Origin of the sequence: Psychrobacter nivimaris, from assembly GCF_009812035.1 — a bacterium.
Lineage (GTDB): Bacteria > Pseudomonadota > Gammaproteobacteria > Pseudomonadales > Moraxellaceae > Psychrobacter > Psychrobacter nivimaris.
In genome coordinates, this window is sequence record NZ_VZIZ01000001.1 from 56,730 (window position 1) to 82,141 (window position 25,412).

The 25,412-nt window shown below is 42.7% G+C and carries 20 protein-coding genes and 2 tRNA genes; 13 read left to right on the forward strand and 9 right to left on the reverse strand.

Going from position 1 to position 25,412, the window contains the following annotated elements; translation table 11 throughout:
- Positions 1–5 precede the first annotated feature (5 nt).
- Positions 6–641, reverse strand: a complete 636-nt coding sequence (locus tag FQV37_RS00260) for a response regulator (protein ID WP_101206382.1) — start codon at positions 639–641, stop codon at positions 6–8.
- A 393-nt stretch (positions 642–1,034) separates the two neighbouring features.
- On the opposite strand from FQV37_RS00260, the gene FQV37_RS00265 reads away from it, so the two are divergent.
- Complete coding sequence (locus FQV37_RS00265) at positions 1,035–2,117, forward strand: serine hydrolase (protein WP_057760963.1); 1,083 nt, start codon at positions 1,035–1,037, stop codon at positions 2,115–2,117.
- Between the two features lie 87 nt (positions 2,118–2,204).
- Positions 2,205–2,873, forward strand: coding sequence for a thiamine phosphate synthase (locus tag FQV37_RS00270; RefSeq protein ID WP_160020821.1), 669 nt, complete (start codon positions 2,205–2,207; stop codon positions 2,871–2,873).
- Positions 2,874–2,938: 65 nt separating this feature from the next.
- On the opposite strand, the gene FQV37_RS00275 is transcribed toward FQV37_RS00270, so the two are convergent.
- Positions 2,939–3,268 (reverse strand): TraR/DksA family transcriptional regulator, encoded by a 330-nt coding sequence (locus FQV37_RS00275; RefSeq protein WP_160020822.1) that lies wholly within the window; start codon positions 3,266–3,268, stop codon positions 2,939–2,941.
- A 505-nt stretch (positions 3,269–3,773) separates the two neighbouring features.
- Between FQV37_RS00275 and FQV37_RS00280 the strand changes: the two genes are divergently transcribed.
- The 5 genes from FQV37_RS00280 (at position 3,774) to ruvB (ending at position 8,941) form a co-directional block, all read left to right on the forward strand.
- Complete coding sequence (locus FQV37_RS00280; RefSeq protein ID WP_160020823.1) at positions 3,774–4,988, forward strand: phosphoglycerate kinase; 1,215 nt, start codon at positions 3,774–3,776, stop codon at positions 4,986–4,988.
- Between the two features lie 257 nt (positions 4,989–5,245).
- The gene (locus FQV37_RS00285; protein WP_160020824.1) at positions 5,246–5,632 is read left to right on the forward strand and encodes a hypothetical protein; all 387 of its coding nucleotides are present in this window, start codon (positions 5,246–5,248) and stop codon (positions 5,630–5,632) included.
- Between the two features lie 413 nt (positions 5,633–6,045).
- Complete coding sequence (fba, locus tag FQV37_RS00290; protein WP_160020825.1) at positions 6,046–7,083, forward strand: class II fructose-bisphosphate aldolase; 1,038 nt, start codon at positions 6,046–6,048, stop codon at positions 7,081–7,083.
- Positions 7,084–7,161: 78 nt separating this feature from the next.
- The gene (gene ruvA / locus FQV37_RS00295) at positions 7,162–7,782 is read left to right on the forward strand and encodes a Holliday junction branch migration protein RuvA (protein ID WP_160020826.1); all 621 of its coding nucleotides are present in this window, start codon (positions 7,162–7,164) and stop codon (positions 7,780–7,782) included.
- A gap of 175 nt (positions 7,783–7,957) precedes the next feature.
- The gene (ruvB, locus tag FQV37_RS00300; protein WP_057760949.1) at positions 7,958–8,941 is read left to right on the forward strand and encodes a Holliday junction branch migration DNA helicase RuvB; all 984 of its coding nucleotides are present in this window, start codon (positions 7,958–7,960) and stop codon (positions 8,939–8,941) included.
- 106 nt (positions 8,942–9,047) lie between these two features.
- Here ruvB and FQV37_RS00305 read toward each other — a convergent pair whose 3' ends face one another.
- The 5 genes from FQV37_RS00305 to FQV37_RS00325 form a co-directional block, all read right to left on the reverse strand.
- Entirely contained in the window at positions 9,048–10,475 is a 1,428-nt protein-coding gene (locus FQV37_RS00305; RefSeq protein WP_160020827.1) for an FAD-binding oxidoreductase, read from the reverse strand.
- A 96-nt stretch (positions 10,476–10,571) separates the two neighbouring features.
- A complete protein-coding gene (locus FQV37_RS00310; RefSeq protein ID WP_160020828.1) occupies positions 10,572–12,233 on the reverse strand; it encodes an ABC1 kinase family protein in 1,662 nt (553 codons plus the stop codon).
- 291 nt (positions 12,234–12,524) lie between these two features.
- The gene (locus FQV37_RS00315; RefSeq protein WP_160020829.1) at positions 12,525–13,229 is read right to left on the reverse strand and encodes a ubiquinone biosynthesis accessory factor UbiJ; all 705 of its coding nucleotides are present in this window, start codon (positions 13,227–13,229) and stop codon (positions 12,525–12,527) included.
- 118 nt (positions 13,230–13,347) lie between these two features.
- On the reverse strand, positions 13,348–14,448 hold the full coding sequence (ubiE, locus tag FQV37_RS00320) for a bifunctional demethylmenaquinone methyltransferase/2-methoxy-6-polyprenyl-1,4-benzoquinol methylase UbiE (protein ID WP_240990893.1): 1,101 nt from the start codon (positions 14,446–14,448) through the stop codon (positions 13,348–13,350).
- 90 nt (positions 14,449–14,538) lie between these two features.
- Complete coding sequence (locus FQV37_RS00325; RefSeq protein ID WP_160020830.1) at positions 14,539–15,252, reverse strand: FFLEELY motif protein; 714 nt, start codon at positions 15,250–15,252, stop codon at positions 14,539–14,541.
- A 320-nt stretch (positions 15,253–15,572) separates the two neighbouring features.
- Here FQV37_RS00325 and FQV37_RS00330 point away from each other — a divergent pair, with 320 nt between their 5' ends.
- Positions 15,573–17,264, forward strand: a complete 1,692-nt coding sequence (locus tag FQV37_RS00330) for an ATPase (RefSeq protein WP_160020831.1) — start codon at positions 15,573–15,575, stop codon at positions 17,262–17,264.
- Between the two features lie 571 nt (positions 17,265–17,835).
- Positions 17,836–19,443, forward strand: a complete 1,608-nt coding sequence (locus FQV37_RS00335; protein WP_102092917.1) for an inorganic phosphate transporter — start codon at positions 17,836–17,838, stop codon at positions 19,441–19,443.
- Between the two features lie 288 nt (positions 19,444–19,731).
- On the opposite strand, the gene FQV37_RS00340 is transcribed toward FQV37_RS00335, so the two are convergent.
- Positions 19,732–21,384 (reverse strand): aminotransferase class I/II-fold pyridoxal phosphate-dependent enzyme, encoded by a 1,653-nt coding sequence (locus FQV37_RS00340; protein ID WP_160020832.1) that lies wholly within the window; start codon positions 21,382–21,384, stop codon positions 19,732–19,734.
- Positions 21,385–21,828: 444 nt separating this feature from the next.
- Between FQV37_RS00340 and msrB the strand changes: the two genes are divergently transcribed.
- The 4 genes from msrB to FQV37_RS00360 all read left to right on the forward strand — a co-directional run bounded on the left by msrB (position 21,829) and on the right by FQV37_RS00360 (position 23,291).
- Positions 21,829–22,254, forward strand: coding sequence for a peptide-methionine (R)-S-oxide reductase MsrB (gene msrB / locus FQV37_RS00345; protein WP_160020833.1), 426 nt, complete (start codon positions 21,829–21,831; stop codon positions 22,252–22,254).
- Positions 22,255–22,391: 137 nt separating this feature from the next.
- Positions 22,392–22,877, forward strand: coding sequence for a glutathione peroxidase (locus FQV37_RS00350; RefSeq protein ID WP_160020834.1), 486 nt, complete (start codon positions 22,392–22,394; stop codon positions 22,875–22,877).
- 224 nt (positions 22,878–23,101) lie between these two features.
- A tRNA-Val gene (locus FQV37_RS00355) sits at positions 23,102–23,177 on the forward strand.
- Positions 23,178–23,214: 37 nt separating this feature from the next.
- Positions 23,215–23,291, forward strand: a tRNA-Asp gene (locus tag FQV37_RS00360).
- Positions 23,292–23,659: 368 nt separating this feature from the next.
- Here FQV37_RS00360 and FQV37_RS00365 read toward each other — a convergent pair.
- Complete coding sequence (locus FQV37_RS00365; RefSeq protein ID WP_160020835.1) at positions 23,660–25,009, reverse strand: MBL fold metallo-hydrolase; 1,350 nt, start codon at positions 25,007–25,009, stop codon at positions 23,660–23,662.
- Positions 25,010–25,412 lie beyond the last annotated feature (403 nt).

A 25,412-nucleotide genomic window follows, 5' to 3' on the forward strand; every position in this document is an offset into this window, starting at 1 on the left:
ATGGTTTATGGTTGAATCAGACCATGACGAATGGCCAAATGAGTTAATTTAACATCACTATCAACCCCAACTTTTTCATAAATACGGTAGCGATACGTATTGATGGTCTTGACGCTAACAAACAATTGATCGGCTATTTGCTGAGGGCTCTGACAATTAACAACCATCATGGCCACTTGTTTTTCTCTGTCACTTAATAAGTCAAAAGGTGAGTTTGCATTATCAGACAATAAAACATCTGCTAACTGTTCAGCCACATCCTGACTGAAATAACGACCTCCCTGATAAATCTTTTTGACCGCACGTATCATTTCATCAAGTGGCGTTCCTTTGGTAATGTAACCATTAACACCTGCTTTGATCAGCATTGAGGGATAGGGCTGTGCAGACATACTACTGACCGCCAAAATCTTGATACCCATGTCGAGTTGTATCAGGCGTTTGGTTGCTTCGAGCCCGCCAATATTCGGCATATTGACGTCTAGCAAAATCACGTCAGGATGTAATTGTTTGGCCTGTTTGATAGCCATGTCACCGCTGTCTGCTTCACCTACTACTTCAATATCGGGGCTGTCTGACAACATACGGCTAATACCCATCCGTACCAAATCATGATCATCTACCACTAATACTTTAATCATAACCATACTCTTTATTGATTGTCAGAATGAACGCTTTATTAGGTCCAAATAGTATAAAAAACGAATATATTTCAACCATTATTGTCATCTTCGTATATTCAAAATACCGCTGATTAATATAACAAAATACGAGTAATCATAACATTCGAAGTTAAATTATATTGCTGCAGTGTGAATTGATGTTTCTGTAATATAAATTGGTTGTAGTAAAGTTTGAACGAAACCAAAAAAAACTACTAAATCAGTTTGATAGATTAAACTTAAATGTAAACCATGATACACTAAAAATACAAAAGCTCTATGTGAGTACTTACAAACACATCTATAAACGCTACGTACGTTTTTGGCGTCAGACAATATGTAACTGGCGTAATAGCGACAGCAGGAGGCATAATGAAGCAACTACCATTAACCAAACAGCAATTGATCGCTGCTATGATTTCATTGAGTTTGGGCAGTGTTGCACAAGCCGCACTTACAATTAATGGTAGCACTGACACTGCTTCTAGTGCACGCCTGAGTTGGGGCGGCGCTGATAGTTTGTCTGAAGCTCGTAACATAATGTACAAGTCCAATGGCTCTGCTATTAAGAAAGTTGATAATGGCTACGGCACTACCAATATTACGAATACTAATAGTTTTGCTAGTAGTAATAACACCAATAGTGCTCGCTATAACACAACTTATCGTGGGGCATTCGGTAGCAGCGATATGATTCCGATTAGTACGGATTCACGTAGTGTTGCGGTGATCGATGCTGAAACAGGCGAATCTATCTACGAAAAAGATGCTGATATCGCGCGTCCTATGGCTAGTATCACCAAGGTTATGACGGCTATGGTCGTATTGGATGCAGGCCTTGATATGCGTGAAGAAATCACGCTTGATCCAGAAGATTTCGTTGGTCCAAAGCGTGCAAGCTCGCGTTTGAAATCAGGTGATCGTTTAAACCGTGCTGAGATGCTATTGATGGCATTGATGAAGTCTGAAAATCCAGCGGCGAAGAGTCTGGCACGTAACTACCCAGGTGGATATGATGCCTTTATGCGTGCGATGAATCGTAAAGCGCAAGATTTGGGCATGAATACGGCATTTTTTGGCGATCCAACTGGACTTGATAAGCGTAATGTAGCTTCGTCAAAAGATTTGGTCAAGATGGTACGTGCTGCTGGCAACTATGATGTGATTCGTCGTTTTTCTACCACTAAGAGCTATGACTTTTTTGTCTCAAATTACTCAAGTGGTAACCGTACCTACAAAGCCAGTAATACCAGTACGCTGGTTCGTGATGGTAGCTATCCAATCGGAATCTCTAAGACAGGCTTTATTAATGAAGCTGGACGTTGTGTTGTGATGGAAACTCGTGTCAACAATCGTCCTGCGATTATCGTTATCTTAGGGGCAAACAGCTCAGCAACACGTTGGGGCGATGCTAAAAATATCTTAAATAGTTTGGCTACACGCCGTACAGTATAAGTTTGCTGTTCTAAATGTATAAAAAAGCTGTTATATCATATAACGGCTTTTTTATTGTGTTGAATTTAAGCATTAAGGATACATGCTATGAGTTATTCACCATTCTCTTCAGTTATACCTAAGCTATATTTATTGACCAACGATGATGAGTTTGAGCTGTTATATCAAAAGCTAGAGGCAGCCTTGTCGACAGGGTTAATTGCGCTATTACAAATTCGTCGTAAACAAGTTCTTAGTCTGCCTGATGGAGCTACAAAGCTTTTTGATGAGGCACAAAAAATTGTTGAGTTAGCTAAAAAGTACAACGTGACAGTTGTTATTAATGATGACGTGAAGTTTGCCGAAAGGCTTGGCGTTGGGGTACATCTTGGTCAAACAGACGGCAGTATCGGTGATGCTCTACAGTCTTTATCGCCGCATCAAATAATCGGTCGTACCTGCCATGGTGATGTAGCGCTGATTAAAGAAGCAAAAAATGACGGCGCAAGTTATGCTGCGATGGGTGCTGTATTTACTTCTACAACTAAGCCAAATGCTAACATCGTTTCGCGTCAGCAGCTTTTTGAAGGATGTCAGCAAGGCATACCAATCTGTGTAATAGGTGGGTTAACCGCAGAAAACATCTCAGAGCTAGTAGATTTGCCCATTGCGCTTGTAGCAGTAGTTGGGGATATTATGGACTTGCCAGTAGCAGACATAGCGCAGCGTTGTCATGAATGGCAGCAGGCATTTTCTAAATGGAAAATACCTACTTGAAGTACGCTTCTTAGATAGGTTTTGGAGTAGCAATAGTCTTATAATATAATATTAATATGATAGCGCTACTCAGCGTGCTCCATACATAAGGTAGCATAGGGTAGCGCTTCTAAGCGTTGCTCTTCGATTGGCTCGCCGCAGACTTCACACTCGCCATAAGTACCGTTTTCAATCCGACTCAATGCATTTTCGACATAGATTAAGCTTTGACGTGCCTCGCTCATCAAATTTTTGCGCATGTCGTTTTGACGATAGGATATGGCCTGATCTTCCCAATGTTCATTGAGATCATCTTGCGGATTTTGGATGTGATCTTCTATTTTATCAATTCGAGATTCGTACTCATCTTTTAATTTTAATAAGTTTTGTTTAGCAGTGTCTAGATTGATGCTCATTATTTTCTCCTAATGGGTTATTTTTATTGTCAATGTTTCTATCATAAAGAGCTTGACTGCTGAGTACCACCACGAAATGTTACGGTTTATTGACTATGCTTAAAGCTAGCAACTGCAATTGTTGTCATCGAATAATGGTCTGAGAATATAGACTAAATATTTTAAACATGCTGAAATTTGTGACAGGTTGCTTGTGAGACTGCGCTAGAAAACTGGTAGAATACACCGCCGCTGAATTCTGCTTACTTGATCGAATCATCAGAGTGGTTTGATAAGTGTCAGAGCTAAGCGTTAAAAAACATTAAAAAGTAATAAAGCTGATAGTGACTCTATAGCTTAGATATAAGATAGCGTAGTTATAAGCTAGGCGAGCGAGAGTGCTACAAAATAGTAGATTGATCGAGCTTAGCACTGAATCTGATTTATATAGAGCTGACTATAATGGTCCTATCAGTAACGACAGTAATCGCAAATTAACAGATATATTGATACATAGGAGCAGGTGATGAATTTTTTGCGTATGAGTGAGTTGAACTTAACGGATGAAGTGGTGTTGATCCGAGAAGATTTAAATGTGCCTATTAAAGATGGTAAGGTCACGAGCGATGCGCGCTTGCAAGCCAGTCTTCCTACCATCAAGATGGCGCTCGAAAAAGGCGCTGCGGTAATTGTTTGCTCACATTTAGGCCGCCCAACAGAAGGCAATCCTGAAGCTGTATATTCATTGGCACCAGTTGCTGACTATTTGACGGAAAAATTAAGCTCGCAACTATCGACACCTGTACGTCTTAATACTGATTACCTTACCCAAGGTGTCAATCTAAAATCTGGCGAAGTGGTTCTATTAGAAAATGTACGCTTCAATGACGGTGAAAAGAAAAACGATGCCACACTAGCGAAAAAGTACGCTGATTTGTGCGATGTGTTTGTGATGGACGCTTTTGGTACAGCGCACCGTGCACAGGCATCAACAGAGGGTGTTACACAAGCAATGCGTCAAGCAGACAAAACTGTGTGTGCAGGGCCATTGTTAGCTGCTGAACTTGATGCTTTGAGCCTAGCGCTTGAAACGCCAGCACAGCCAATGCTCGCCATCGTTGGTGGGTCAAAAGTGTCTACCAAATTAGAAGTGCTACACAGCTTGGCCGAAGTGTGCACGCAAATTATCGTTGGTGGCGGTATTGCCAATACTTTCTTAGCAGCACAAGGTCACAGTGTTGGCGCCTCATTGTACGAAGCAGATTTGCTCGATACTGCACGTGACATTATGACCAAGACTGAAATTTTGCTGCCTGAGTACGTCGTAGTCGCTGATAAAAAAGACATCGATTTCGCTGACTTTACTGGCTCATTGCAAAAAGCCACCGCAACGATCAAATCAGTTGATGCGATCGGTGACAATGACATGATATTGGACATCGCACCAGAAAGCGCAAAACAGCTTGCCGATGCCATTATTAATGCAAAAACCATTTTGTGGAATGGTCCAGTGGGTGTCTTTGAGGTCGATGCTTTCGGGCAAGGCACACAGATATTAGCTATTGCTGTAAAAGACAGCGATGGTTTTTCTATCGCGGGCGGCGGTGATACATTAGCAGCTATCGATAAATATCAAGTTGCTGAAGGCGTGAGTTATATGTCAACAGGTGGCGGTGCGTTTTTAGAGTTTGTAGAAGGTAAAGTACTTCCGGCAGTTGCTGCACTGCAAATAGATGCCTAACTAATTAACGATACTCTGTAGCTTAGTAACATTAGACGTACAACTAACTCTAAACAACTAAGGTAGTCTGTAAAAATAATATTTTGGCTGTTGATTTGCTTGTTTTTATTGACATAAGTAAGCGCAATAGCCATCGATTATTATTAAGCAGTAATTATTTATTTATATACTGAAAATTATTATTGCATGTCTGATTCGCACTCTATAAAATAGCGCGACCATGTATTTTGACATGCATTATTTACGAGAGGTTTATTATGTTAAAACGTCATTTATTACTTGCTAGCGTACTTGCTGGTACCTTTGCAATCACTGCATGTAGCCAACAAACAGAAGAAAACACTGAAGCTGCTGTTGAATCTGCTGGCGATGATGCTGCTGCAAACGCTGATGCTGCTGCCGCTGAAACAGAAGCAGCTGCTGCTGAAGCTGAAGCTGCTGCTCAAGACGCTGGTACTGAAGTTGCCGAAGGCGCTGACACTGCTGGTGCAGCTGCGACAGACGCTCTAGAAAACACTGGCGATGCTATTGCTGAAAGCACTAACACAGCGGTTGAAAATACTGCTGAAGCTGTTGCTGATGGCGCTAACGCTGTTGCTGATGGCGCAAATGATGTTGCAGTTGATGCAGAGCAACAGTACTAAGCTACGCGATAACTAAGCACTATAATGACTGATTTAAAGGGACGCTATCGGTTGATAGATAATCAGCGGTAAATAATCTCTAAAAATTGTCATTGCTTTATAAGCCTCAAAATACTAGAAAAGCCTTGGTGATTGCCAAGGCTTTTTGCGTTGTACGTCATTGTGATAGTTTATAAACTGTCACTTTATGAAAGTTAAACTGAGATCAAAAGACGGTATAGACTGACAAATAGTCGGTCAACCGCTACGAAGACAGAACAATTTTTGCTATAATCACCGCGTGGTAATCATATCCAATATCATTCAGAATTTTACTAGCCTATATACGGTTAGTATGGTCGAATATACAGTGAAATGATTGCTATCAAGCTGTTTTTTAAAATACTATTCAAAATCTAATCAGAGAGCGTCTTATGGCCCTAATATCCTTACGTCAACTTCTAGATCATGCCGCTGAACACAGCTATGGTGTTCCTGCCTTTAACGTCAATAACTTAGAGCAAATGCGTGCAATCATGATGGCTGCGGATGCTTGTGATTCACCTGTCATTGTCCAAGCCAGTGCAGGCGCACGTAACTATGCAGGGTCAGCATTTTTGCGTCATTTGATTATCGCTGCGATCGAAGAATGGCCACATATTCCAGTAGTAATGCATCAAGATCATGGTATGTCGCCAGCTATCTGCCAACGCTCAATCCAGTTAGGTTTTTCATCAGTGATGATGGACGGCTCACTTGGTGAAGATGGCAAAACGCCAATGGATTATGACTACAATGCTAGCGTCACGCGCGAAGTCGTCAAAATGGCACACGCTTGCGGTGTTTCTGTAGAGGGCGAAATCGGTTGCCTAGGTAGTCTTGAAACTGGTATGGCTGGTGAAGAAGACGGTTCTGGTGCTGAAGGCATATTGGATCATGAGCAGCTTTTGACCAGTGCTGATGAAGCTGAGCAGTTTGTAAAAGATACCAATGTCGATGCATTGGCGATTGCTATCGGTACTAGTCATGGTGCCTATAAGTTCACACGTCCACCGACAGGCGATATCTTGTCTATTGAGCGCGTAAAAGAGATTCATGCCCGTATTCCTAATACTCATCTTGTCATGCATGGTTCTTCATCAGTGCCACAAGAATGGCTAAAAGTTATTAATGAAAATGGCGGTGATATTGGCGAAACTTATGGTGTGCCAGTTGAGCAAATCGTTGAAGCGATTAAACATGGTGTGCGCAAAGTAAACATCGATACGGATTTGCGTCTGGCTTCAACTGGTGCTATCCGTGAATTCCTTGCAAAAAATCCAAGTGAATTTGATCCACGCAAATACTTTAAAGCATCTATGGTAGCGATGTCAGATATCTGTACCAATCGTTTTGAAGCGTTTGGCTCTGCAGGTCAAGCACACAAAATTCGCCCAACCAGTCTTGAAGGTATGGTGAATTTTTACCAATAAGACTTTGTTGTAGAACGTAGTTGTTAATCATGAAGTAGCAGCTGATTTTATAATATTTTACATAAGAGGTCGTAAATAATGATTGGATTGATTTCCGGACAGGTGCAGTACTTGATGGCACCGACGGCTTGTATCATGACGACTTCTGGTGTGGGTTATGATATCGAACTGCCATTGCCTTCATTTTGTCAGTTACAGCTTAATGAACAAGCCAGCATTTGGACACATTTCCATGTTCGCGAAGATGCCCAGTTGCTCTACGGTTTTATCGATCGAAAAGAGCGTGATGTCTTTCGCCAGTTAATTAAAATTAACGGGGTTGGGGCAAAAATGGCCTTGGCTATGCTGTCTGCAATGTCAGCAGCTGAGCTAAAGATGCACGTCGAACAAGAGTCGGAGACGGCATTAACTCGTATCCCAGGCATCGGTAAAAAGACGGCGCAACGCTTATTAATTGAGCTAAAGGATAAGTTAAAGAATATCGACGTTGATAGTGGTGCGTTTGAATTAACGCCTCAGGAAACTACGATTTCTCATGAAGGTAGTATTATTGCTGAAGTGGAAGGCGCGTTGATTAGCTTGGGTTATAAAGAAAAAGAAGCTCAGCTAGCGATTAAAGCTGCTAAGAGTAAAGGAGATACTTTTGCTGATACTCAAGGCTTGTTAAAAGCTACTTTGCAGCAGCTATCTGGCTTTTAATTTATATTAATTAGTCGTCTATCGATGACAACCACATAATGTATTAAATTAATAAGCGACATTAAATGTCGCTTATTTTCGTTTTAGTGCTCGCTTAATAAGGTTTTGGATGACTTATGCGCAGCGTTTGTTTATGCTATTTGTTAACTAATTTTTTAATATAATGATAAATTCTATGACGCAAGATCGTTTAATTAATCCGCTAGAAGGTGCAAGTGACGCTCCTGATGCCAATATCCGACCAGCATTATTGGCTGAGTATATTGGTCAGCCGGTGGTACGTGAGCAGATGGAAGTGTTCATCGGTGCTGCACGTGGCCGTGACGAAGCGCTAGATCACACACTTATATTTGGTCCACCGGGTCTGGGTAAGACGACCCTCGCTAATATTATCGCTCGTGAAATGGGTGGTAATCTGCGTTCTACTTCAGGGCCTGTGCTTGAGCGCCCAGGAGATTTGGCAGCCATGCTGACCAATCTAGAAGCGGGTGACGTACTGTTTATTGATGAAATTCACCGTCTAAGCTCGGTTATTGAAGAAATCCTTTATCCAGCAATGGAAGATTTCCAATTAGACATTATGATTGGTGAAGGGCCTGCTGCACGTTCTATCAAGCTTGATTTGCCGCCGTTTACCTTGGTAGCAGCAACAACTAGAGCAGGGCTGCTAACCTCACCACTACGTGACCGTTTTGGTATTGTACAGCGCCTTGAGTTTTACAACATCGCTGATCTAACGACGATTGTCAGCCGAGCAGCACGTCTAATGCGCGTACCAATGAGTGAAGATGGCGCTGTAGAGATTGCCCGCCGCGCACGTGGTACACCAAGGATTGCTAACCGCCTATTACGCCGTGTGCGTGACTATGCCGAGGTAAGAGGCGACGGTAGTATTAATGGCGCGATTGCTGGTAGCGCGTTAGATATGTTGGCAGTGGATAGACGTGGTCTTGATCATCTAGATAGACGTTATATCGAAATATTGCACGAGCGCTTCGATGGTGGTCCTGCTGGTGTTGAAGCAGTAGCAGCTGCGATGGCTGAAGACCGGGGTACACTTGAGGACGTAATTGAGCCATATCTGATTCAACAAGGTTATGTGCTGCGTACGGCTCGTGGCCGCGTACTGACACAGATGGCAATCGACCAGATGTTATAGCAATCAGTTTTTAGCCAAAAAAATGCGCCTGCTTTTGATGAGAAGTAGGCGCATTTTTTTTGGCTATTGGTTTGATTTTAGTATGGTCTTAGTCTTTATAATAGTATTAGGAAATAGATAAAGCCTCAGGCCATATTTTCCCTGGATTAAGGATGTTTTTAGGATCGAGGGCTGCCTTGATAGCTTCCATAAGTATCAGCGCATTACCATGTTCTTGCTGCATATACTTTTGTTTGCCTTGTCCGATCCCGTGTTCACCCGTACAAGTACCATCCATCTCGATAGCCCGCGTGGCGAGACGACCGATAATACCCTCAGCAGTAGCTACCTCTTCAGGATTATTGGTATCGACCAATAATAAAACATGAAAGTTACCGTCGCCTACATGACCCACAATTGGTCCAATCATCCCTGATGCTTCAATATCTTTTGCAGTGGCGCTGACACATTCTGCCAAGCGCGAAATAGGTACGCAAGCGTCAGTCGATAGGGCGCTTGTCTCAGGACGTAACGCACAGCTAGCATGATAAGCATTGTGTCTTGCCTGCCAGAGACGTTTACGCTCAGCTTCATTGGTATCCCAAGCAAAATCACGACCATCAAATTCTTCGATAATATCAGCAAACATTTGCGCCTGTTCAGCAACGCTTGCTTCTGTACCGTGAAATTCGACGAATAGCGTAGGCATTTCGGTTAAATCGAGATTGGCATATTGATTACATGCTTTGATTTGCATTGCATCAAGCAGCTCAATACGAGCAATAGGTAAGCACATCTGAATGGTTAGCATTACTGCCTGGCAAGCATCTTCAATGGTTGAAAAATGACAAATGCCGCTGCCTATACACTCGCTAATACCAAATAGTTTCAGCGTGACTTCAGTGACAATACCAAGGGTGCCTTCTGAGCCTATCATCAAGCGTGTCAAATCATAACCGGCCGCAGACTTCTTAGCGCGTGTGCCTGTTCGTATGATATTGCCACTTGCGGTCACTACTTCTAATGCGAGTACCACATCTTTCATAGTGCCATAACGCACCGCATTAGTATCTGAGGCACGAGTGGCGACCATGCCGCCAATACTGGCATTAGCACCGGGGTCTATCGGAAAAAATAGCCCGGTATCGCGCAAATAATGGTTTAACTGCTCACGCGTCACGCCAGGCTGAACGGTAACGGTCAAATCTTCATTATTGACCTGTAAAATAGCATCCATCGCATGCATATCGATGCACAGTCCACCATAGGGAGCATTTAATTGTCCTTCCAAAGAAGAGCCGATACCAAAAGCAATCACTGGCATCTGATGCTGATGACAAATCTCAACGGCCGCAGCTACTTCCTGTTTGTCCTGTACTGTTAATACTGCATCTGGCGGCTGATTGGCTAACCACGTCATGGTATGGCCATGCTGCTCACGCACTGTAGTGTTCAAACTCAGTTGCTTGCCAAAGCGTTCTTGCAAAGCTGTGATAGCCTCACTATAGTCTGGTTTATTAGTATTATGGGTCTGTGACAGTGGTAGCGCTGACATGAGGGTTCCTATAGATCACGAGAATATTTAGCATTAACTTAGCATATTCAATATCCATTTGACATGCTTTGTTGACAGACATTTGTTCTATCATAACTAAGTTAGGATGCGCCAAACAACTACCAAGATAGCCAGTATATAAAATATAGGTGATAGCCAGCCGATAACTTGCGTAGCGATAGCAATAAAAATAGCAAACCCTGCAAGTGCCAACCAATCACGACGACGGTCGTTTAGCATGTCAGCGCGAATCTGTTGTATCTCGCGTAGTTGACTGTCCTGACGAGAGCCCTGTGAGGCAAGGCTTTGTAGCCCTTGATCTAATAGTTTAGGAATATCGGTAGTAGACAGAAGCATTTCAGGCAGTTGTTGACGCAGTTGCTGTAGATTACGCATAGGATCTAACTGCTCTTTAATCCAACTGCTTAGAATTGGCTTGGCAAGTGACCAAATGTCCAGGTCAGGATACAAATCACGACCAAGTCCTTCCACATGGACCAAGGTTTTTAGCAGAAGCATCAGCTGCGGTGGGATACTCATATGGTGTCTACGCGCAATGTCTAAAATCTGCATCAGTACGCCAGCAAAGTCGATATCATCGATCGACTTCTGTAGCATAGGACCAACGGTACGTTTCATATCACGCATTAGGGCATGCTTATCAGCATTTGGTGGTATCCAACCTGCACGGCTCACAATATCGACTACAGCGGTAAAGTTATTATTCATTACGGCAAGTAACATCCGCGCTACGATGAGCTGATCGTCTTTTGATAAAGTGCCCATGATGGCGCAATCAAGCCCGATATAACGTGGCTCATGACCTAAATCAACTGCTTCCATACCTGCATGTAGAGTTTGCACAGGTGGCGTCTCTACGAACACATTGCCTGGATGCATATCAGCATGAAAGAAGTTATCACGGAAGACCTGAGTAAAAAATATCGTTAGGCCTTTTTCTGCAAGCGCTGCACGGTCATAACCTAACTGATCGAACATCTCAACTTGTGAGATAGGAACGCCTTGGATGCGCTCCATGACCATCACGTTTTTGGCAGCGTCATAGACTTCAGGCACATACATCAATGCTGAACCTAAGAAGTTATTACGCATCTGCGTCGTGTTGTCAGCCTCAAGCGTTAAATCTAGCTCGTTGAGCATGACTTGCCGATAGTCTTCGACAATATCAATGATATGGACGGCACGTGCTGCTTCAATACGTGCAGATGCCCAACTTGCCAATTCTCGCAGTAGCTCAAAGTCAGAAACAATCACAGTGCGAATATCGGGGCGAACCACTTTTACCACGACTTCACGCCCATCATGTAGAGCAGCCGTGTGTACTTGGGCGATAGAAGCGGCCGCTAACGGTTTGATATCGAATCGGGCAAACAGCGTTTCAATAGACTGGCCAAGACCATGTTTAGGATGCTGAATTTGAGCGACAGCAATATCAGCGTCGAAAGGCTTAACTTTGTCCTGCAACTGAATCAATTGAGCGATAATCTCAGGCGGTACCAAGTCGCGACGCGTTGAGAGTAACTGGCCAAGTTTCAAAAACAGCGTACCCATGTCCTCAAGCGCATACTTGATTGCATTTGGCTGGTGCTTTTTACCCCACGCAGCACGGTGCGTACGAATTAAGCGTGCTAATGGTTGTAGCTGCGGTGCGTCTTCAAGAGGCAGGTGTGTATCAAGACGATACATCGCGGCGATACGCCAAAGCTCACGTAGTCGGGCATGATGGGATAGTAGCATGGGATTGGGTACTCTGGACAAAAACGAAAATAGGGTAGGCGCTGTGTTTCATACTAAGCACGTACTATCAGCAATAGTATTTACTTAACATGAATTAAATACGCTACTAGGGCATGTTATCAATTAGCGCGTTAAATCATTTAGCGGTCTTAAAACGGCTAAATTTTGCCAAATATCGTCAAAAATTTTGTGAATATGTCGATATTCTCTGCAATTTTTTCCTTGTTTGATTGCAGTTTATCTCATTCTAAGCCTCGCTATCTAAATGATAACACGCCCTAATAAAACGAACTATTGATGAAAAGAATTGTTGAGGAAACGGGCTTGCTCTTCTTTGATAGCAGCAAGCTTGGCTTGTTCACGTTCGACATCAGCACGCAGCTTCAACAGTTGCTGTTTGAGGTCATTGGCTTCAGCGACTTCAACAGGGTCAGGTGTGCTATTACCGGCGACATCATTAGCCCAATCACTAACATCGTCAAAAGCACGTTTGGCATTGTGACGCCAGGTACCTTTGAGCTGAGAGATGAGAAGATGTAATTGACTGGCCATCGGTTTACCAATCAGTGGCTCAAGCTGACCTGCTACATCGGGATCAAAGCCTGCCACCAGCTGCTTTAGCTGCATTAGTACTTTGTAATCACCAGCGATTGGTAAGTTACCTTCAGCGCCACGCATTAGATTGAGCAGTTGAGCGGCATTGTCTACGGTGATGGTACAGTCTGGTCGGCTATGACCAAAACGTGCGCGCTCCATATTGGCTTTTTGACGCTCACTCATCTGGCCACTTGGCTCAAACACACTTTCAGTCATGACCGGCTCAAAACGCAAGCGATCATGAGAGAACAGGACATCTAAATCAATATCAGGCATACCTATATTGAGACGCAATACTTTACCCGCAAGTGGTGCCAAACCTGCTTTGGTAATCTCATCACTAGCAATGGCAATGTTAATTAGCTTTTCGGCACCAGCTAATAGAAGGACAGTCAGCATAAGGCTCTCGCATCGGTAAGTGAGCGCCTTTGCATTAGCTGCATCAGCGCATGGTATGTTCGTGTTAGGTTCAATATGGTCTGTTAAACGTAATAGTCTTGCTAATCGTACTCTATCGTTACGCTTTAAAGCCGCGATGGACAGCCACGATACCAGCAGTCAGGTTATGATAATCACAGTTCTCAAAACCAGCCTGTTGCATCATCTGCTTAAGTGTCTGCTGATCAGGATGCATACGAATTGACTCAGCCAAGTACTGATAACTTTCAGCGTCATTAGCAATCAGTTTACCCATCACTGGCAATGCAGTAAATGAATACAAATCATAGGCTTTAGATAGTGGCTCAAATACTGGCTTTGAGAATTCTAAAATCAATAGACGACCGCCTGGCTTTAGGACGCGATACATAGACTTTAGCGCGGCATCTTTGTCTGTGACGTTACGCAAACCAAAGCTAATAGTGACCAAATCAAAGCTTTCGTCATCAAATGGTGCTAACGTCTCAGCGTTTGCTAATACAAAGTCAACGTTATTACAACCAGCATTGATCAGGCGCTCACGGCCCACTTCTAGCATCGCAGCATTGATATCAGATAGTACGACATGGCCATTTCTACCGACTTCACGGCTAAATACTTTAGCCAAATCGCCCGTACCACCAGCGATATCAAGGACATGCTGACCAGCACGCACGCCCGATAGACTAATCGCATAACGCTTCCACAGACGATGAATACCAAATGACATCAAGTCATTCATGATGTCGTATTTTTTGGCAACAGAAGTGAATACGTCAGCCACACGTGCTTGTTTTTCTGCTTTATTGACTGTCTTATAGCCGAAATGCGTCTGCTCGTTGCCGTCTGTTTCAGGCGTGTGCGGATTATTGATGTCATCACGCTGATTGAACAGGGTTTGTTTTATGGTTTGCTCTGAAGTGTTTGTGCGAGTCGTTTTGTCGTTGTTTGGCATAGTAGTTTGTTGGCCTTGCGGCGTCCCAGTTGGTAGGTCTTGAACTTTAGTAAAGTCGCTATTGTCATCACTAGCAACGCTATTATTTTTGCTCGGCACGACATTGGTTGTTTGATTGCGTAATATCTGCGCACTAATCTGCTGATTATGAGCAATACTGTCTTTTACCAGCTTGTCTTGCAAATGACCATTGGTCGTTGTGGCTTGATTAAAAGGAGCACTGCTATTTTTTGAATTATCAGTCATTATGTTGTCCTAGAATTTATTTTTATGATTGTCTTTATCGGAGGAAGTCGTTAAATAGTAAGCGTCAATTGGCTATTTAACATATTGACCTTATGATACACCAAACGCTATCGGCTTACTGCCATTATCCGTATCATGAACCTGATCAATAATGGACAGTTCACGCTTGCAGAACGGCTCAATAAAATCGCTGACGCTGCTCAAAGGTTTCATGGCCTTAAAGCCTGTATCAATAAAATCATAAAGCGGCTGGTAGCCATGACGATAGGCTGTACTTTTTGCTAGTGCAAAGGCTTTTTTGAGCATAAACGAATTTAGGTGTTTGTCCGTGCGATAACAGACGTCTTTTAAATTGGCAATCTGAACTCGTCGCTCGTCTTCTTCATCGACAGTACGGTAGGCGGCTAGCATATTCTCTTCGTTTACTGGCAAATCTTGAGCGAGTAACCACTGGGCTAAATGCAGATCTAGCTCAATAGCAAAAATCGCTGCTTGGATACCCATGCTACCAGCCTCTAGGGCTGACTCTTTAGCAAGACGTTCTAGCTTTTTCGCTTTTGGCAAGATACGTGCTAACTGCTCTGCCAATAACTTGAATTCTTCGCCGCCATATAGTTGGGTGAGGAAGTAATCTGCCATTAGTTGGTTTTTGGGTTGTTCAAATAGCTCGCGATGCGTTTTCTGGAGACGTGCTTGTTGCCATGATTGTACTTCTTTGAGCTTAGCGTTTAATGCATCATCTTGGTGATGAGGCATCGCCCAAAAACGTGTTAAATGCTGTTGTAAATCAGCTAAAGCGGTCATGGCAGTGAATCCTGTAGAAGTAAATAGGGTGATCAAATTTAAGTATGGTTGTTTTAAGTATCGTGATTCAGGGTTATGAGCTTTTGAACAACTGTTCTATCCTATACTCAAAATTGCGTTCACCTTAAAAGAAAATAATTAAGAATACAAATACCAATCTGTTACACAGTAATATTATTTACCCGATTGGCGTAGTGCTATGATTAAATGAAATAAAAATGAACAATAAGATCGAAATATTGAGAGTTATCTTATCGAGAGCTATCCCATAAGTCATTCATTAGTAAAGCAGCCCAATAAGAATAATAGCGAGTGTAGACATGTCTAAAAAAAATGATACTACTGAACCAAAAGCACCACAAGCGGTAAGTACACAATTTAGTGAGCAAGTTGTAGAGCAGCGTCTAAAGCCTAATCCTTTAAGTCAGTTTTCACTGGATGAGGATTCGCTTAGATTGGCATTGGTGACAGCTCAGTATGCTTTAAAAGCCACTCGCCAGCAAACGCCGCCGACCCTCAATAAACCAACAGGTCTGTTAGTACTAGTTAATGGAATGGAGCAGGCGGGTAAAGGTACCGCCGTTAAACAGTTACGGCAATGGGTAGATCCAAGGCTGCTTAAAGTTGAGGCTACCATTGGTCATTCGCCATTGAACTATCAACCCATTTGGCAAGCGCATACTAGCGCCATGCCGCGCCATGGTGATGTCATGGTGTATTTCGGCAACTGGTATGCTGATTTATTATACAATGTCATGCGACTAGCGACATCAGATAGTGAGAACCTTGAAGCATTATCAAATAATAAAGGTCAAAAGAGTAAAAATTCGCTTCCTATCGCTCAGTGGCAAGACTATCTACAGCAGCAGTTAGACACGCTAAAGGCATTTGAAAACGATCTCATTGCCAATCAAACCAAATTATTAAAATGTTGGTTTCATGTTGATATCGAAACGTTGCACAGTCGCTTAAAGGACAATGAAGCAGATCCGCAGTTTCTGTATCAAATTGACTGGAACAACAAGCAAGTCATCGAGAAGTTTAATGAGGTGGCTGCGACTTTGCTGCGTCAACAGGATGACTGGGTCATCATCGATGGTGACGATAAGTTAGAGGCCGCTGATAACTTTTGTCATTTGGTGCTACATGCTATACAAACCGCGTTGGCGAGTAGTCAGACAGATAGCAATGACAATAATAATGAAAAATCAAAAAACCATTCTCAGTCCGAGACACTAAAACTTAACTCAGATACTAAACAAAAACAGTTTGAACCTGTACCAATACCTAAGCAGCTGACGTCTATTAAAGATAAAAAAATCAGTAAATCCGACTATCGTGAGGCATTGGCAGAGAAGCAAGCGCGGCTTGCTGAGTTGCTACGTGCACGCCAAGGTCGGCATGTGGTGTTTGCCTTTGAAGGAATGGACGCTGCTGGCAAAGGCGGTGCGATCAAAAGGTTGGTCGCACCGCTAGATCCTCGCGAGTATCAAATTTATAATATTGGCGCGCCGATGTTGTATGAGACTCAGCATCCTTACTTGTGGCGTTTCTGGACAAGATTGCCTGACGAGCAAACCAATCGTATTAGCCGTATCGCCATTTTTGACCGTACTTGGTATGGACGCGTGTTGGTTGAGCGCATCGAAGGATTTGCGTCTACTGATGAATGGCAACGAGCATATGATGAGATCAATCGTTTTGAGGCGGACTTGGCAGCAGCAGGAACGTTGGTTATCAAATATTGGTTAGCGATTGATAAAAAAGAGCAACTTAAACGGTTTGAAGATCGTCAAGAAACACCGCATAAGCAATTTAAACTGACGGATGATGACTGGCGTAACCGTGACAAATGGTCAGACTATGTGCAGTCTGCAGCAGATATGTTGGCACGCACGGGTACAACGACAGCGCCATGGTGTGTTATTGCGACCAACGAAAAGCGTCAGGCGCGTTTAGACGTGTTAGATCATGCTATTGAGCAGTTGTCTGCATTTTCTGAAAGCAAGTAGTTGTTAAAGATGCCTGAAGTTTAAGGACTGTCATAGGTTTATATAACTGTATTTTCCACGTATTTTCTAAATAGGATGGCTCGAAACATATTCGAGCCACCCTGTCTTTTACAGAGTGTGGTCTTGTCCGTATACACTCGCAGTTACAAATCTCGCAATATCATCATGCATTATGTGCTCATATTTAATATAATAGAGCGCAAAACAGCTCCTGCTAAATAATAATTTTAATTTAGCAAACAACGTGTTTTGGTTATTTAGTATAGATAACTTAATAATTACGACAAAAATTGTTACAATAGCTGTTAGTAGTACCACAAATATCGCTAAGAAATATATAAGCCGCAAGATGCTGTAATCAGACGATTTGGCAATATCACTTGCGGCTTTGTGACATGTTGAGGGACGTGTTTTTTCTTGCCGTTGTAATAAGCGGCTCAAGACCTTCTAACCGCATGTTGTATATTTTCTATTGCTACTTCACTAGATGCTGCAATAAGCACTGTGAGTAGCAGCGCAATATTATCAACCTCATATAATTTTAATCAGCTTACGCAGGACGTACTAACGTATGGGTATTAGCAGCAGTTCTACAGAGTCAGTCAAGCCAGTTGGCTCTATGAGAATCAATCTATTTTTTGCCATTTTACTGATTGCGATGACTTCCTACTTTTTGTGGTGGGGTTTAGATTACACCATGCGTCAGCAAACGACGCTATTCATCGTGGCGACCGCTTTTGGTGTCTTTATGGCATTCAATATCGGTGGTAACGATGTCGCCAACTCATTTGGTACTTCGGTGGGTGCAGGGACGTTGACTATCCCGCAGGCATTGGGTATTGCCGCGATATTTGAAGTATCGGGGGCAGTCCTTGCAGGCGGGGAGGTGACTGATACGATTCGAAGTGGCATCGTTGATCTGGATGGTCTATCGGTAACGCCCAATCAGTTTATTTATGTCATGCTCTCCGCATTGGTTGCAGCAGCATTTTGGCTGTTATTTGCGACCAAAAAAGGTCTGCCTGTTTCGACCACGCACTCCATTATTGGCGGTGTGATTGGTAGTTCCATTGTTTTAGGTATCACGTTAGGTGGTACGGACATGGCGCTATCAACGGTAGACTGGGGAACAGTTGGGACCATCGCTATTTCTTGGGTGCTGTCACCGTTACTAGGCGGCGTGTTGTCTTATCTTTTATATGGACAAATCAAGAAAAACATCATTGAATATAATGATAAAACCGAAGCTCATATTGCGACGTTAAAAGGCAATAAAAAAGTCTTAAAGCAAAACCATAAAGAGTTTTTGGATGGTTTGACAGAGTCTGAGCAATTGGCCTATACGTCAGCGATGTTACGTGATCAGGAAATCTATAAAGATGATGATTGTATCGTTGAAGACCTAGAAACTGATTACTACAAAAAGCTTTATGATATTGAGAATGAGCGTAGTAGCCTTGATACTCTAAAAGCACTTAAGCAATGGGTACCTATCATTGCTGCCGCAGGTGGTGCGGTGATGACTTCTCTAGTCGTTTTTAAAGGTCTAAAAAATGTTAATAGCGGCCTGACCACACTGCAGGGCTTCTTGATTATGGGTATGATAGCGGCGCTAGTATGGTTAGCGACCTATATCTATACCAAGAGTATCCGCGGTAAGCACAAAGAAGATTTGACCAAAGCGACGTTCATTATGTTTAGCTGGATGCAGGTCTTTACCGCGTCAGCTTTTGCCTTCAGTCATGGTTCAAACGATATCGCCAATGCCGTTGGTCCTTTTGCCGCCATTATGGATGTGATTCGTACTAATAGTATCGCTACTGAAGCTGCTGTACCACCTGCTGTCATGCTGACTTTTGGTGTCGCACTAATCGTTGGTCTTTGGTTCATTGGTAAAGAAGTGATTCAAACCGTTGGTACCAATCTAGCGAAAATGCATCCAGCTTCAGGATTCTCAGCTGAGCTGGCTGCTGCGGCGGTTGTGATGGGCGCATCGACTATGGGTCTGCCTGTATCAAGTACTCACACGCTAGTAGGCGCGGTATTAGGTATCGGTATCGTCAACAGAGATACGAACTGGAAGCTTATGAAACCGATTGGCTTGGCTTGGATTGTGACGCTGCCTGCAGCGGCTACTATGTCTGCCATCAGTTATCTTGTATTGAGCAATATTTTTTAATGCGCTGTTTTTACCAGTGAATTATCATAATTGAGTTTTAATAACTAGGGCGTGTCTTCATTTCAAAAATGGTGGTAAAAATGAGATAAATTGCCGTCAAACAAGAAAAATAGCGCAGATAATATCGGGATATTAACCAGCTATTTGACGATGTTTGGCAAGATTTAGCCATTTTTAGCCCATTTAGATGACTATCGGATGAATTGAAGACACGCCCTAGGTTCAACGCAATAAAAAACGCTTATCAGCATCATGCCGATAAGCGTTTTTTTTATGATGTATAACGATTTACTCGGTACCAAATTGCTTACGTTTTTTGGCAAAAAATCTGTCCAATCTATCCATCGCATTTTCTAGGTCAAGTAAATTAGGTAAGAACACCAGACGGAAATGGTCGGGTCTATCCCAGTTAAACCCAGTACCCTGAACCATCAATACGTTTTCTTCAACGAGCAAGTCCATCATAAAATCCATATCATCGGTGATAGGGTAAACCTCTGGATCCATTTTTGGAAAACAGTAAAACGCCCCTTGAGGCATGGTACAAGAAATACCTTTGATAGCATTAAGACGTGAGACTGCCATCTCACGTTGCTTATACAAGCGACCCTTTTCAGAAGTCAGGTCTTGTATGCTCTGATGCCCACCCATCGCGGTTTGAATAGCATATTGTCCTTGCACGTTAGAGCAAAGACGCATGGATGCTAGCATGTCTAAGCCTTCAATAAAGTCAGCTGCGTGCTGTTTGCGGCCTGATACCATCATCCAACCTGAGCGAAATCCTGCGATACGATGTGACTTTGACAAGCCATTGTAAGAGAGCACCAGCACGTCGTCAGTTAGGGTGCTCATCGGGGTATGTATATTGTCATCATAGAGAATGCGGTCGTAAATCTCATCGGCCATGATGATTAAATCATGCTCTTTAGCGACTTCGATGATCTGCTTTAATAACTCATCACTATAAAGGGAGCCTGTTGGGTTATTTGGGTTAATAACCACGATGCCTTTTGTTTTGCTTGTAATTTTAGACTTGATATCTTCAATATCAGGATGCCAGTTGTCCTCTTCATTGCAGCGATAATGCACCGCAGTACCGCCAGCGAGATTAGCAGCAGCAGTCCAAAGCGGGTAGTCTGGCATTGGAATTAGGACTTCATCACCATCGTTCATCAATGCCTGCATAGTCATGACAATAAGCTCAGAAACCCCATTGCCCAAATATACGTCACGTACGTCAACGGCCGACAATAACCCCTTCGACTGATAATACTGCAAAATGGCTTTACGTGCTGAGAAAATTCCTTGCGAGTCTGAATAGCCAGTTGCCTCAGATAAGTTCATAGCGACATCGCGTAAAATCTCATGCGGGGCTTCTAAACCAAAAGGCGCAGGATTACCCACGTTTAACTTTAATATGCGTTTGCCTTCTGCTTCCATCTTGTTAGCAGTCTGCAATAGAGGACCACGAATGTCATAGCAAACGTTTTGTAATTTATCAGATTTTTTTATGGTGTTCATAGCATGACCGTTTTTCGGATTGATTGTCGAATTGGTTTTTAAGTCTTTACCAGCAGTAGAAGTTATCATGGACTGAGCATCAGTTGTCTTAATACCTGACTGGATGTGGGAAATCGTATCTATCTCTTGATGTTCACTGCGCTCTATAGATGATGTCGATTCGTCTGCATCAATAGCCTCATTGTTGAGGTCGCCGCGCAACAGATATCCCTCACTACAGCCCAAAATACGTGCGAGCGTAGGCAGCTTGGATGAGACAATACCGTTGGTACCGCGCTCCCAGTTTGAGATAGCACCACGGCTCACTTTGGCACCAGCGGCTGTCATGGCTTGTGCTAGCTGCTCAGCTGTGAATCCTTTGTCACGGCGCAACTGTACCAGTCGTTCCGCTTGCGTACTTTTGCTATTGTCGTCAGACATTTTCGTTCGAGCCTTTGTTAATCAGTAATTATTCAGAGTAGAGATATATTAAACATTTTAGTTAAGCACTAATGCAAGATATTATTGCATTGATAGTTAATTTGCAAATGATTTTACAATCAGTCCTATCAGTGTTTGCAAGTATATCTTGCAATTAACACTTGGCTTATATTTGTATGGCTCTAAATCTCTTATATAGACTATAAAAGGTATAGGTATCAAAATTACATCTTTACCCATCATTATCCAAAATTAGTTTGCTATATTTAACTCAGTTAATCTTTTCAATCATGCTGTCTACCTCCCAATATAAAGAATGCTTTTCTTATATATGCCTTGAATAGTGCGTCGATAACCAACAGATAGAGCACGTCGTTTTCATAATCATATGGCGATAAAATAGTTACCGAGATTAGATAATAAATACTCGAATAAGGATAAATTATGCAAGACAACCAACTAAGCAAAGAAGAGATCAGCCAGTTGACTGAAGCTGACTGGAAAGAGCGTTTAACCGCTGATGAGTATCATATTATGCGTGAGAAGGGCACGGAACGCCCATTTACAGGTGTATATAATGATGCGACCGATGATGGCGTTTACCGTTGTAAAGGCTGCGGTGCAAGCTTGTTTGACTCAAGTAATAAATTTGATGCGAGCTGTGGTTGGCCAAGTTTTGATCAAGGTATCGATAACAGCGCGATTGAAGAGCACATCGATAACTCGCTAGGCATGACTCGTACCGAAGTCACTTGCAGCAACTGTGGCGCACATTTGGGCCATGTATTCCCTGATGGCCCTACTGAGACAACAGGCATGCGTTATTGCATCAACTCAGTATCTATCGATTTAGATAAGTCTGAGAAGTAAGTAGTCTAAGTAGTATTAGAAACGTGAAAGGGAAGTACAAGGTGCTTCCTTTTCAATAGTTTTATTATGTGTATGATAGAAAAAGAAGTAGTGCATAGACACTCAAAACAATAAAAACCTCAATTTAAGGATAAATGATGAGTACAATTTATGATTTTACGGCTGAGCGCATGGATGGTAGCTCGCAAGCGTTTTCAGATTACCAAGATAAAGTATTATTAATCGTCAATACTGCAAGCAAATGTGGATTTACGCCGCAGTTTGAAGGCTTAGAGTCGCTATATCAACAATATAAAGATCAAGGACTGGTCATCGTCGGCTTTCCTTGTAATCAATTTGGTAGCCAAGACCCAGGTAGCAACGATGAGATTGGCGCGTTTTGCCAAAAGAACTATGGTGTTAGCTTTCCGATGATGGCAAAGACTGATGTCAATGGCGCAGATGCTCATCCTATCTATCAATGGCTCAAAGAACAAAAGGGTGGTGTGCTGACAGATGGTATCAAGTGGAATTTCACCAAGTTTCTAGTCGATAGTAAAGGTCAGGTGATTGACCGCTATGCACCAACGACCAAGCCAGAAGCCATCAAAAACGACATCGAGCAAGCACTGGCTAATAAATAGGCATTAAATTTAAAAAATATTGATTTTGTATGAAAATATAAAATCAATAAAAACAAATGCTTGCTAGATATTCTAATAAAAATCGAAAAAATATCTAAAAAAGTGGTAAATACTGTTTGACACCCAACAGTAAATCTATATAATACACACCCACAGCAACGGAGCTTAGTGACAAACTTAAGAGCTCAGTTGATGTTGAATAAATTGCCTAGCGATTGTTCGAAGGGTGATTAGCTCAGTTGGTAGAGCGTCTGCCTTACACGCAGAATGTCGGCGGTTCGAATCCGTCATCACCCACCACTTCTTAGCAAGTGGCTAAACAAGCTAAGAGACCTAAGCAGCGGTAGTTCAGTTGGTTAGAATACCGGCCTGTCACGCCGGGGGTCGCGGGTTCGAGTCCCGTCCGCTGCGCCATATTTAAAACGAATTTAAACTGTTAAGTTTAAGCAAGTTTCGCCTCAAGCATTAGATTGTTTGAGGTTTTTTTGTGTCTGCTTTTTATGTATCTATGTTCTATGAGTGATAAGTCAGGTAAGGAAATATAGTAAGAGTCAGAATCTAGAATTAGGATCTAATACTATGACTTATATTCACTTAAGTCGTATCAATCAAAGGTCAGCTAAAACGACAACCCTTCTTTTATATCAGTCTTATATTGAATAAAAGAAGGGTTGTCGTATTTATCTTAGTTACAGCACTTTAAAATGCCTTTGCTTAAAACGCATTATCCAGAATCTATGACGCGTTTTAGATAGTTGTAGATTTTAGCTACGGGTAAAGACTTACTTATGCGTTGCTTGCCATGCGCCCATAGACCCTAGATAAATATCAATGTGCTCAAAACCTCGACTAGCGAGCCACCCTGCTGCTATTGTTGCTCGAGCACCACTGGCGCACATCAATGTATAGTGGCGACTTTGGTCAAGCTCATGCCAACGCTCGTTCAGGTGACCAACATAGATATGCTGTGAGCCTTCAATCGCATTGGTATTTCTCTCATCGATATCGCGTACATCAAGCAATGTCCAGTTCTGAGCATTATTAAGGCGATTTTCTACCTCGGTTGTATCGATCATAGGGGCTTGCTGCATCTGCTCCCCTTTAGCAGCGGCAGGGACGACACCCACATAGCCACCTATAACATTATCAAAAGCAATACGTACCAGATGCTCCATCGCAGTCGCCAGTTGCTCTTCATCAGAGGCAATAAGTACCAAGCTTTGTCCCTCCTCGATAAACCATCCAGCAAACGCAGGTAGCATGTTGACAGGTAAGCTCATAGAACCGGGCAGGTGTCCTGACGCATACGCCATTGGTTCACGAATATCGATGAGATGATCAGCATCACAGTCATGCAGCTGTTTAAGCGAAAGGTTGCGCGGACGCATAACCACTGGAGGCGCTTCACCACCTTCCATATTAAGGCGCTCCATCAATCTGAAGTAGGGCGGCTGATAATGGTTTTCGCTAGTCTTGAAGTCAATAAATGCCTCACGATCGTTAATCTGTAAGCGTGGATTGTTCATCCTTTCATGACCAACGGTAGAAAACTCACGCTCCGCCATACCTGAACCACAGACTGACCCTGCACCATGAGCTGGATAAATAAGCGCCTGATCACCGAGCGCTAGAATGTCTTGTAACGAATCATAAAGTAAACCTGCAACTTCTCTGCGACGCTCAGGATAGAAGTCAGTACGACCGACATCACCTACAAAGAGCGCATCGCCAGTAAAAACGCCAACCGCCTTATCTGGATACGCCGTGTCAAACAGCGCATAAGCCAGGTGATCATCGGTATGACCAGGCGTTTCTAAGACACGGATTTCTAATTGGCCAATTGAAAAGCAATCACCATTACGTACTGTCTCAGCGTAGACAACAGGTTGTTCTGGATTGGGTCCATGCAAAACTGTTGCTCCTGTCATTGCAGCCAAGATAGGTGCGCCAGAAACCAAATCCTCATTACGATGTGTCTCAAAAATATGAGTAATCTCAAGTCCTGCTGCACGCGCTTTTTCTACATATACCGCACAGTCACGACGTGGGTCAATTACCGCTGCTTGACCGCCAGAGCCTACCAAGTAGGATAGGTGCGAAAGTCCAGGTGTCTTAATTTTCTCTAGTTGCATAGTCATTTCCTTGTTATAGTTATGTCAAATGAGATTTTTACCAGTAGCATGTTATTAGCCACATTGATTTGTCCGATTGAATTCTTATTCATTGGGATTTTTTTAATATCTATCAATATACAATAACATATATTAAATTTATATTTGTATAGGTATTTATCCAATAAATAGCGCTTTTTTGGATTGATGAGTGAATTAGAAGAATATAAATATAATGATCTTCGGGCGTTACGATCATGAGTTTGAGTAAGTACAGTAAGTACAGTAGGAATTCATGTGGAAATACGAGACTTGTGAAAAGTAACCATTACCATATGATGTCATTTATATTGAAGCCATAAGGTATACCCCACTCTCAACTTCGAAAGTGATTGAAAAAAGAAGAGCACCTCACTAATCTATT

Bases quoted from the DNA above. Each gene is read 5' to 3' on its own strand.
- FQV37_RS00325 (WP_160020830.1), bottom strand. From the start codon at position 15,252: ATGACCGCTTTAGCTGATTTACAACAGCATTTAACACGTTTTTGGGCG.
- FQV37_RS00285 (WP_160020824.1), top strand. From the start codon at position 5,246: ATGTTAAAACGTCATTTATTACTTGCTAGCGTACTTGCTGGTACCTTT.
- msrB (WP_160020833.1), top strand. From the start codon at position 21,829: ATGCAAGACAACCAACTAAGCAAAGAAGAGATCAGCCAGTTGACTGAA.
- FQV37_RS00280 (WP_160020823.1), top strand. From the start codon at position 3,774: ATGAATTTTTTGCGTATGAGTGAGTTGAACTTAACGGATGAAGTGGTG.
- FQV37_RS00350 (WP_160020834.1), top strand. From the start codon at position 22,392: ATGAGTACAATTTATGATTTTACGGCTGAGCGCATGGATGGTAGCTCG.
- FQV37_RS00275 (WP_160020822.1), bottom strand. From the start codon at position 3,268: ATGAGCATCAATCTAGACACTGCTAAACAAAACTTATTAAAATTAAAA.
- fba (WP_160020825.1), top strand. From the start codon at position 6,046: ATGGCCCTAATATCCTTACGTCAACTTCTAGATCATGCCGCTGAACAC.
- FQV37_RS00265 (WP_057760963.1), top strand. From the start codon at position 1,035: ATGAAGCAACTACCATTAACCAAACAGCAATTGATCGCTGCTATGATT.
- ubiE (WP_240990893.1), bottom strand. From the start codon at position 14,448: ATGACTGATAATTCAAAAAATAGCAGTGCTCCTTTTAATCAAGCCACA.
- FQV37_RS00335 (WP_102092917.1), top strand. From the start codon at position 17,836: ATGGGTATTAGCAGCAGTTCTACAGAGTCAGTCAAGCCAGTTGGCTCT.
- FQV37_RS00340 (WP_160020832.1), bottom strand. From the start codon at position 21,384: ATGTCTGACGACAATAGCAAAAGTACGCAAGCGGAACGACTGGTACAG.
- ruvA (WP_160020826.1), top strand. From the start codon at position 7,162: ATGATTGGATTGATTTCCGGACAGGTGCAGTACTTGATGGCACCGACG.
- FQV37_RS00365 (WP_160020835.1), bottom strand. From the start codon at position 25,009: ATGCAACTAGAGAAAATTAAGACACCTGGACTTTCGCACCTATCCTAC.
- FQV37_RS00305 (WP_160020827.1), bottom strand. From the start codon at position 10,475: ATGTCAGCGCTACCACTGTCACAGACCCATAATACTAATAAACCAGAC.
- ruvB (WP_057760949.1), top strand. From the start codon at position 7,958: ATGACGCAAGATCGTTTAATTAATCCGCTAGAAGGTGCAAGTGACGCT.
- FQV37_RS00315 (WP_160020829.1), bottom strand. From the start codon at position 13,229: ATGCTGACTGTCCTTCTATTAGCTGGTGCCGAAAAGCTAATTAACATT.
- FQV37_RS00330 (WP_160020831.1), top strand. From the start codon at position 15,573: ATGTCTAAAAAAAATGATACTACTGAACCAAAAGCACCACAAGCGGTA.
- FQV37_RS00270 (WP_160020821.1), top strand. From the start codon at position 2,205: ATGAGTTATTCACCATTCTCTTCAGTTATACCTAAGCTATATTTATTG.
- FQV37_RS00310 (WP_160020828.1), bottom strand. From the start codon at position 12,233: ATGCTACTATCCCATCATGCCCGACTACGTGAGCTTTGGCGTATCGCC.
- FQV37_RS00260 (WP_101206382.1), bottom strand. From the start codon at position 641: ATGATTAAAGTATTAGTGGTAGATGATCATGATTTGGTACGGATGGGT.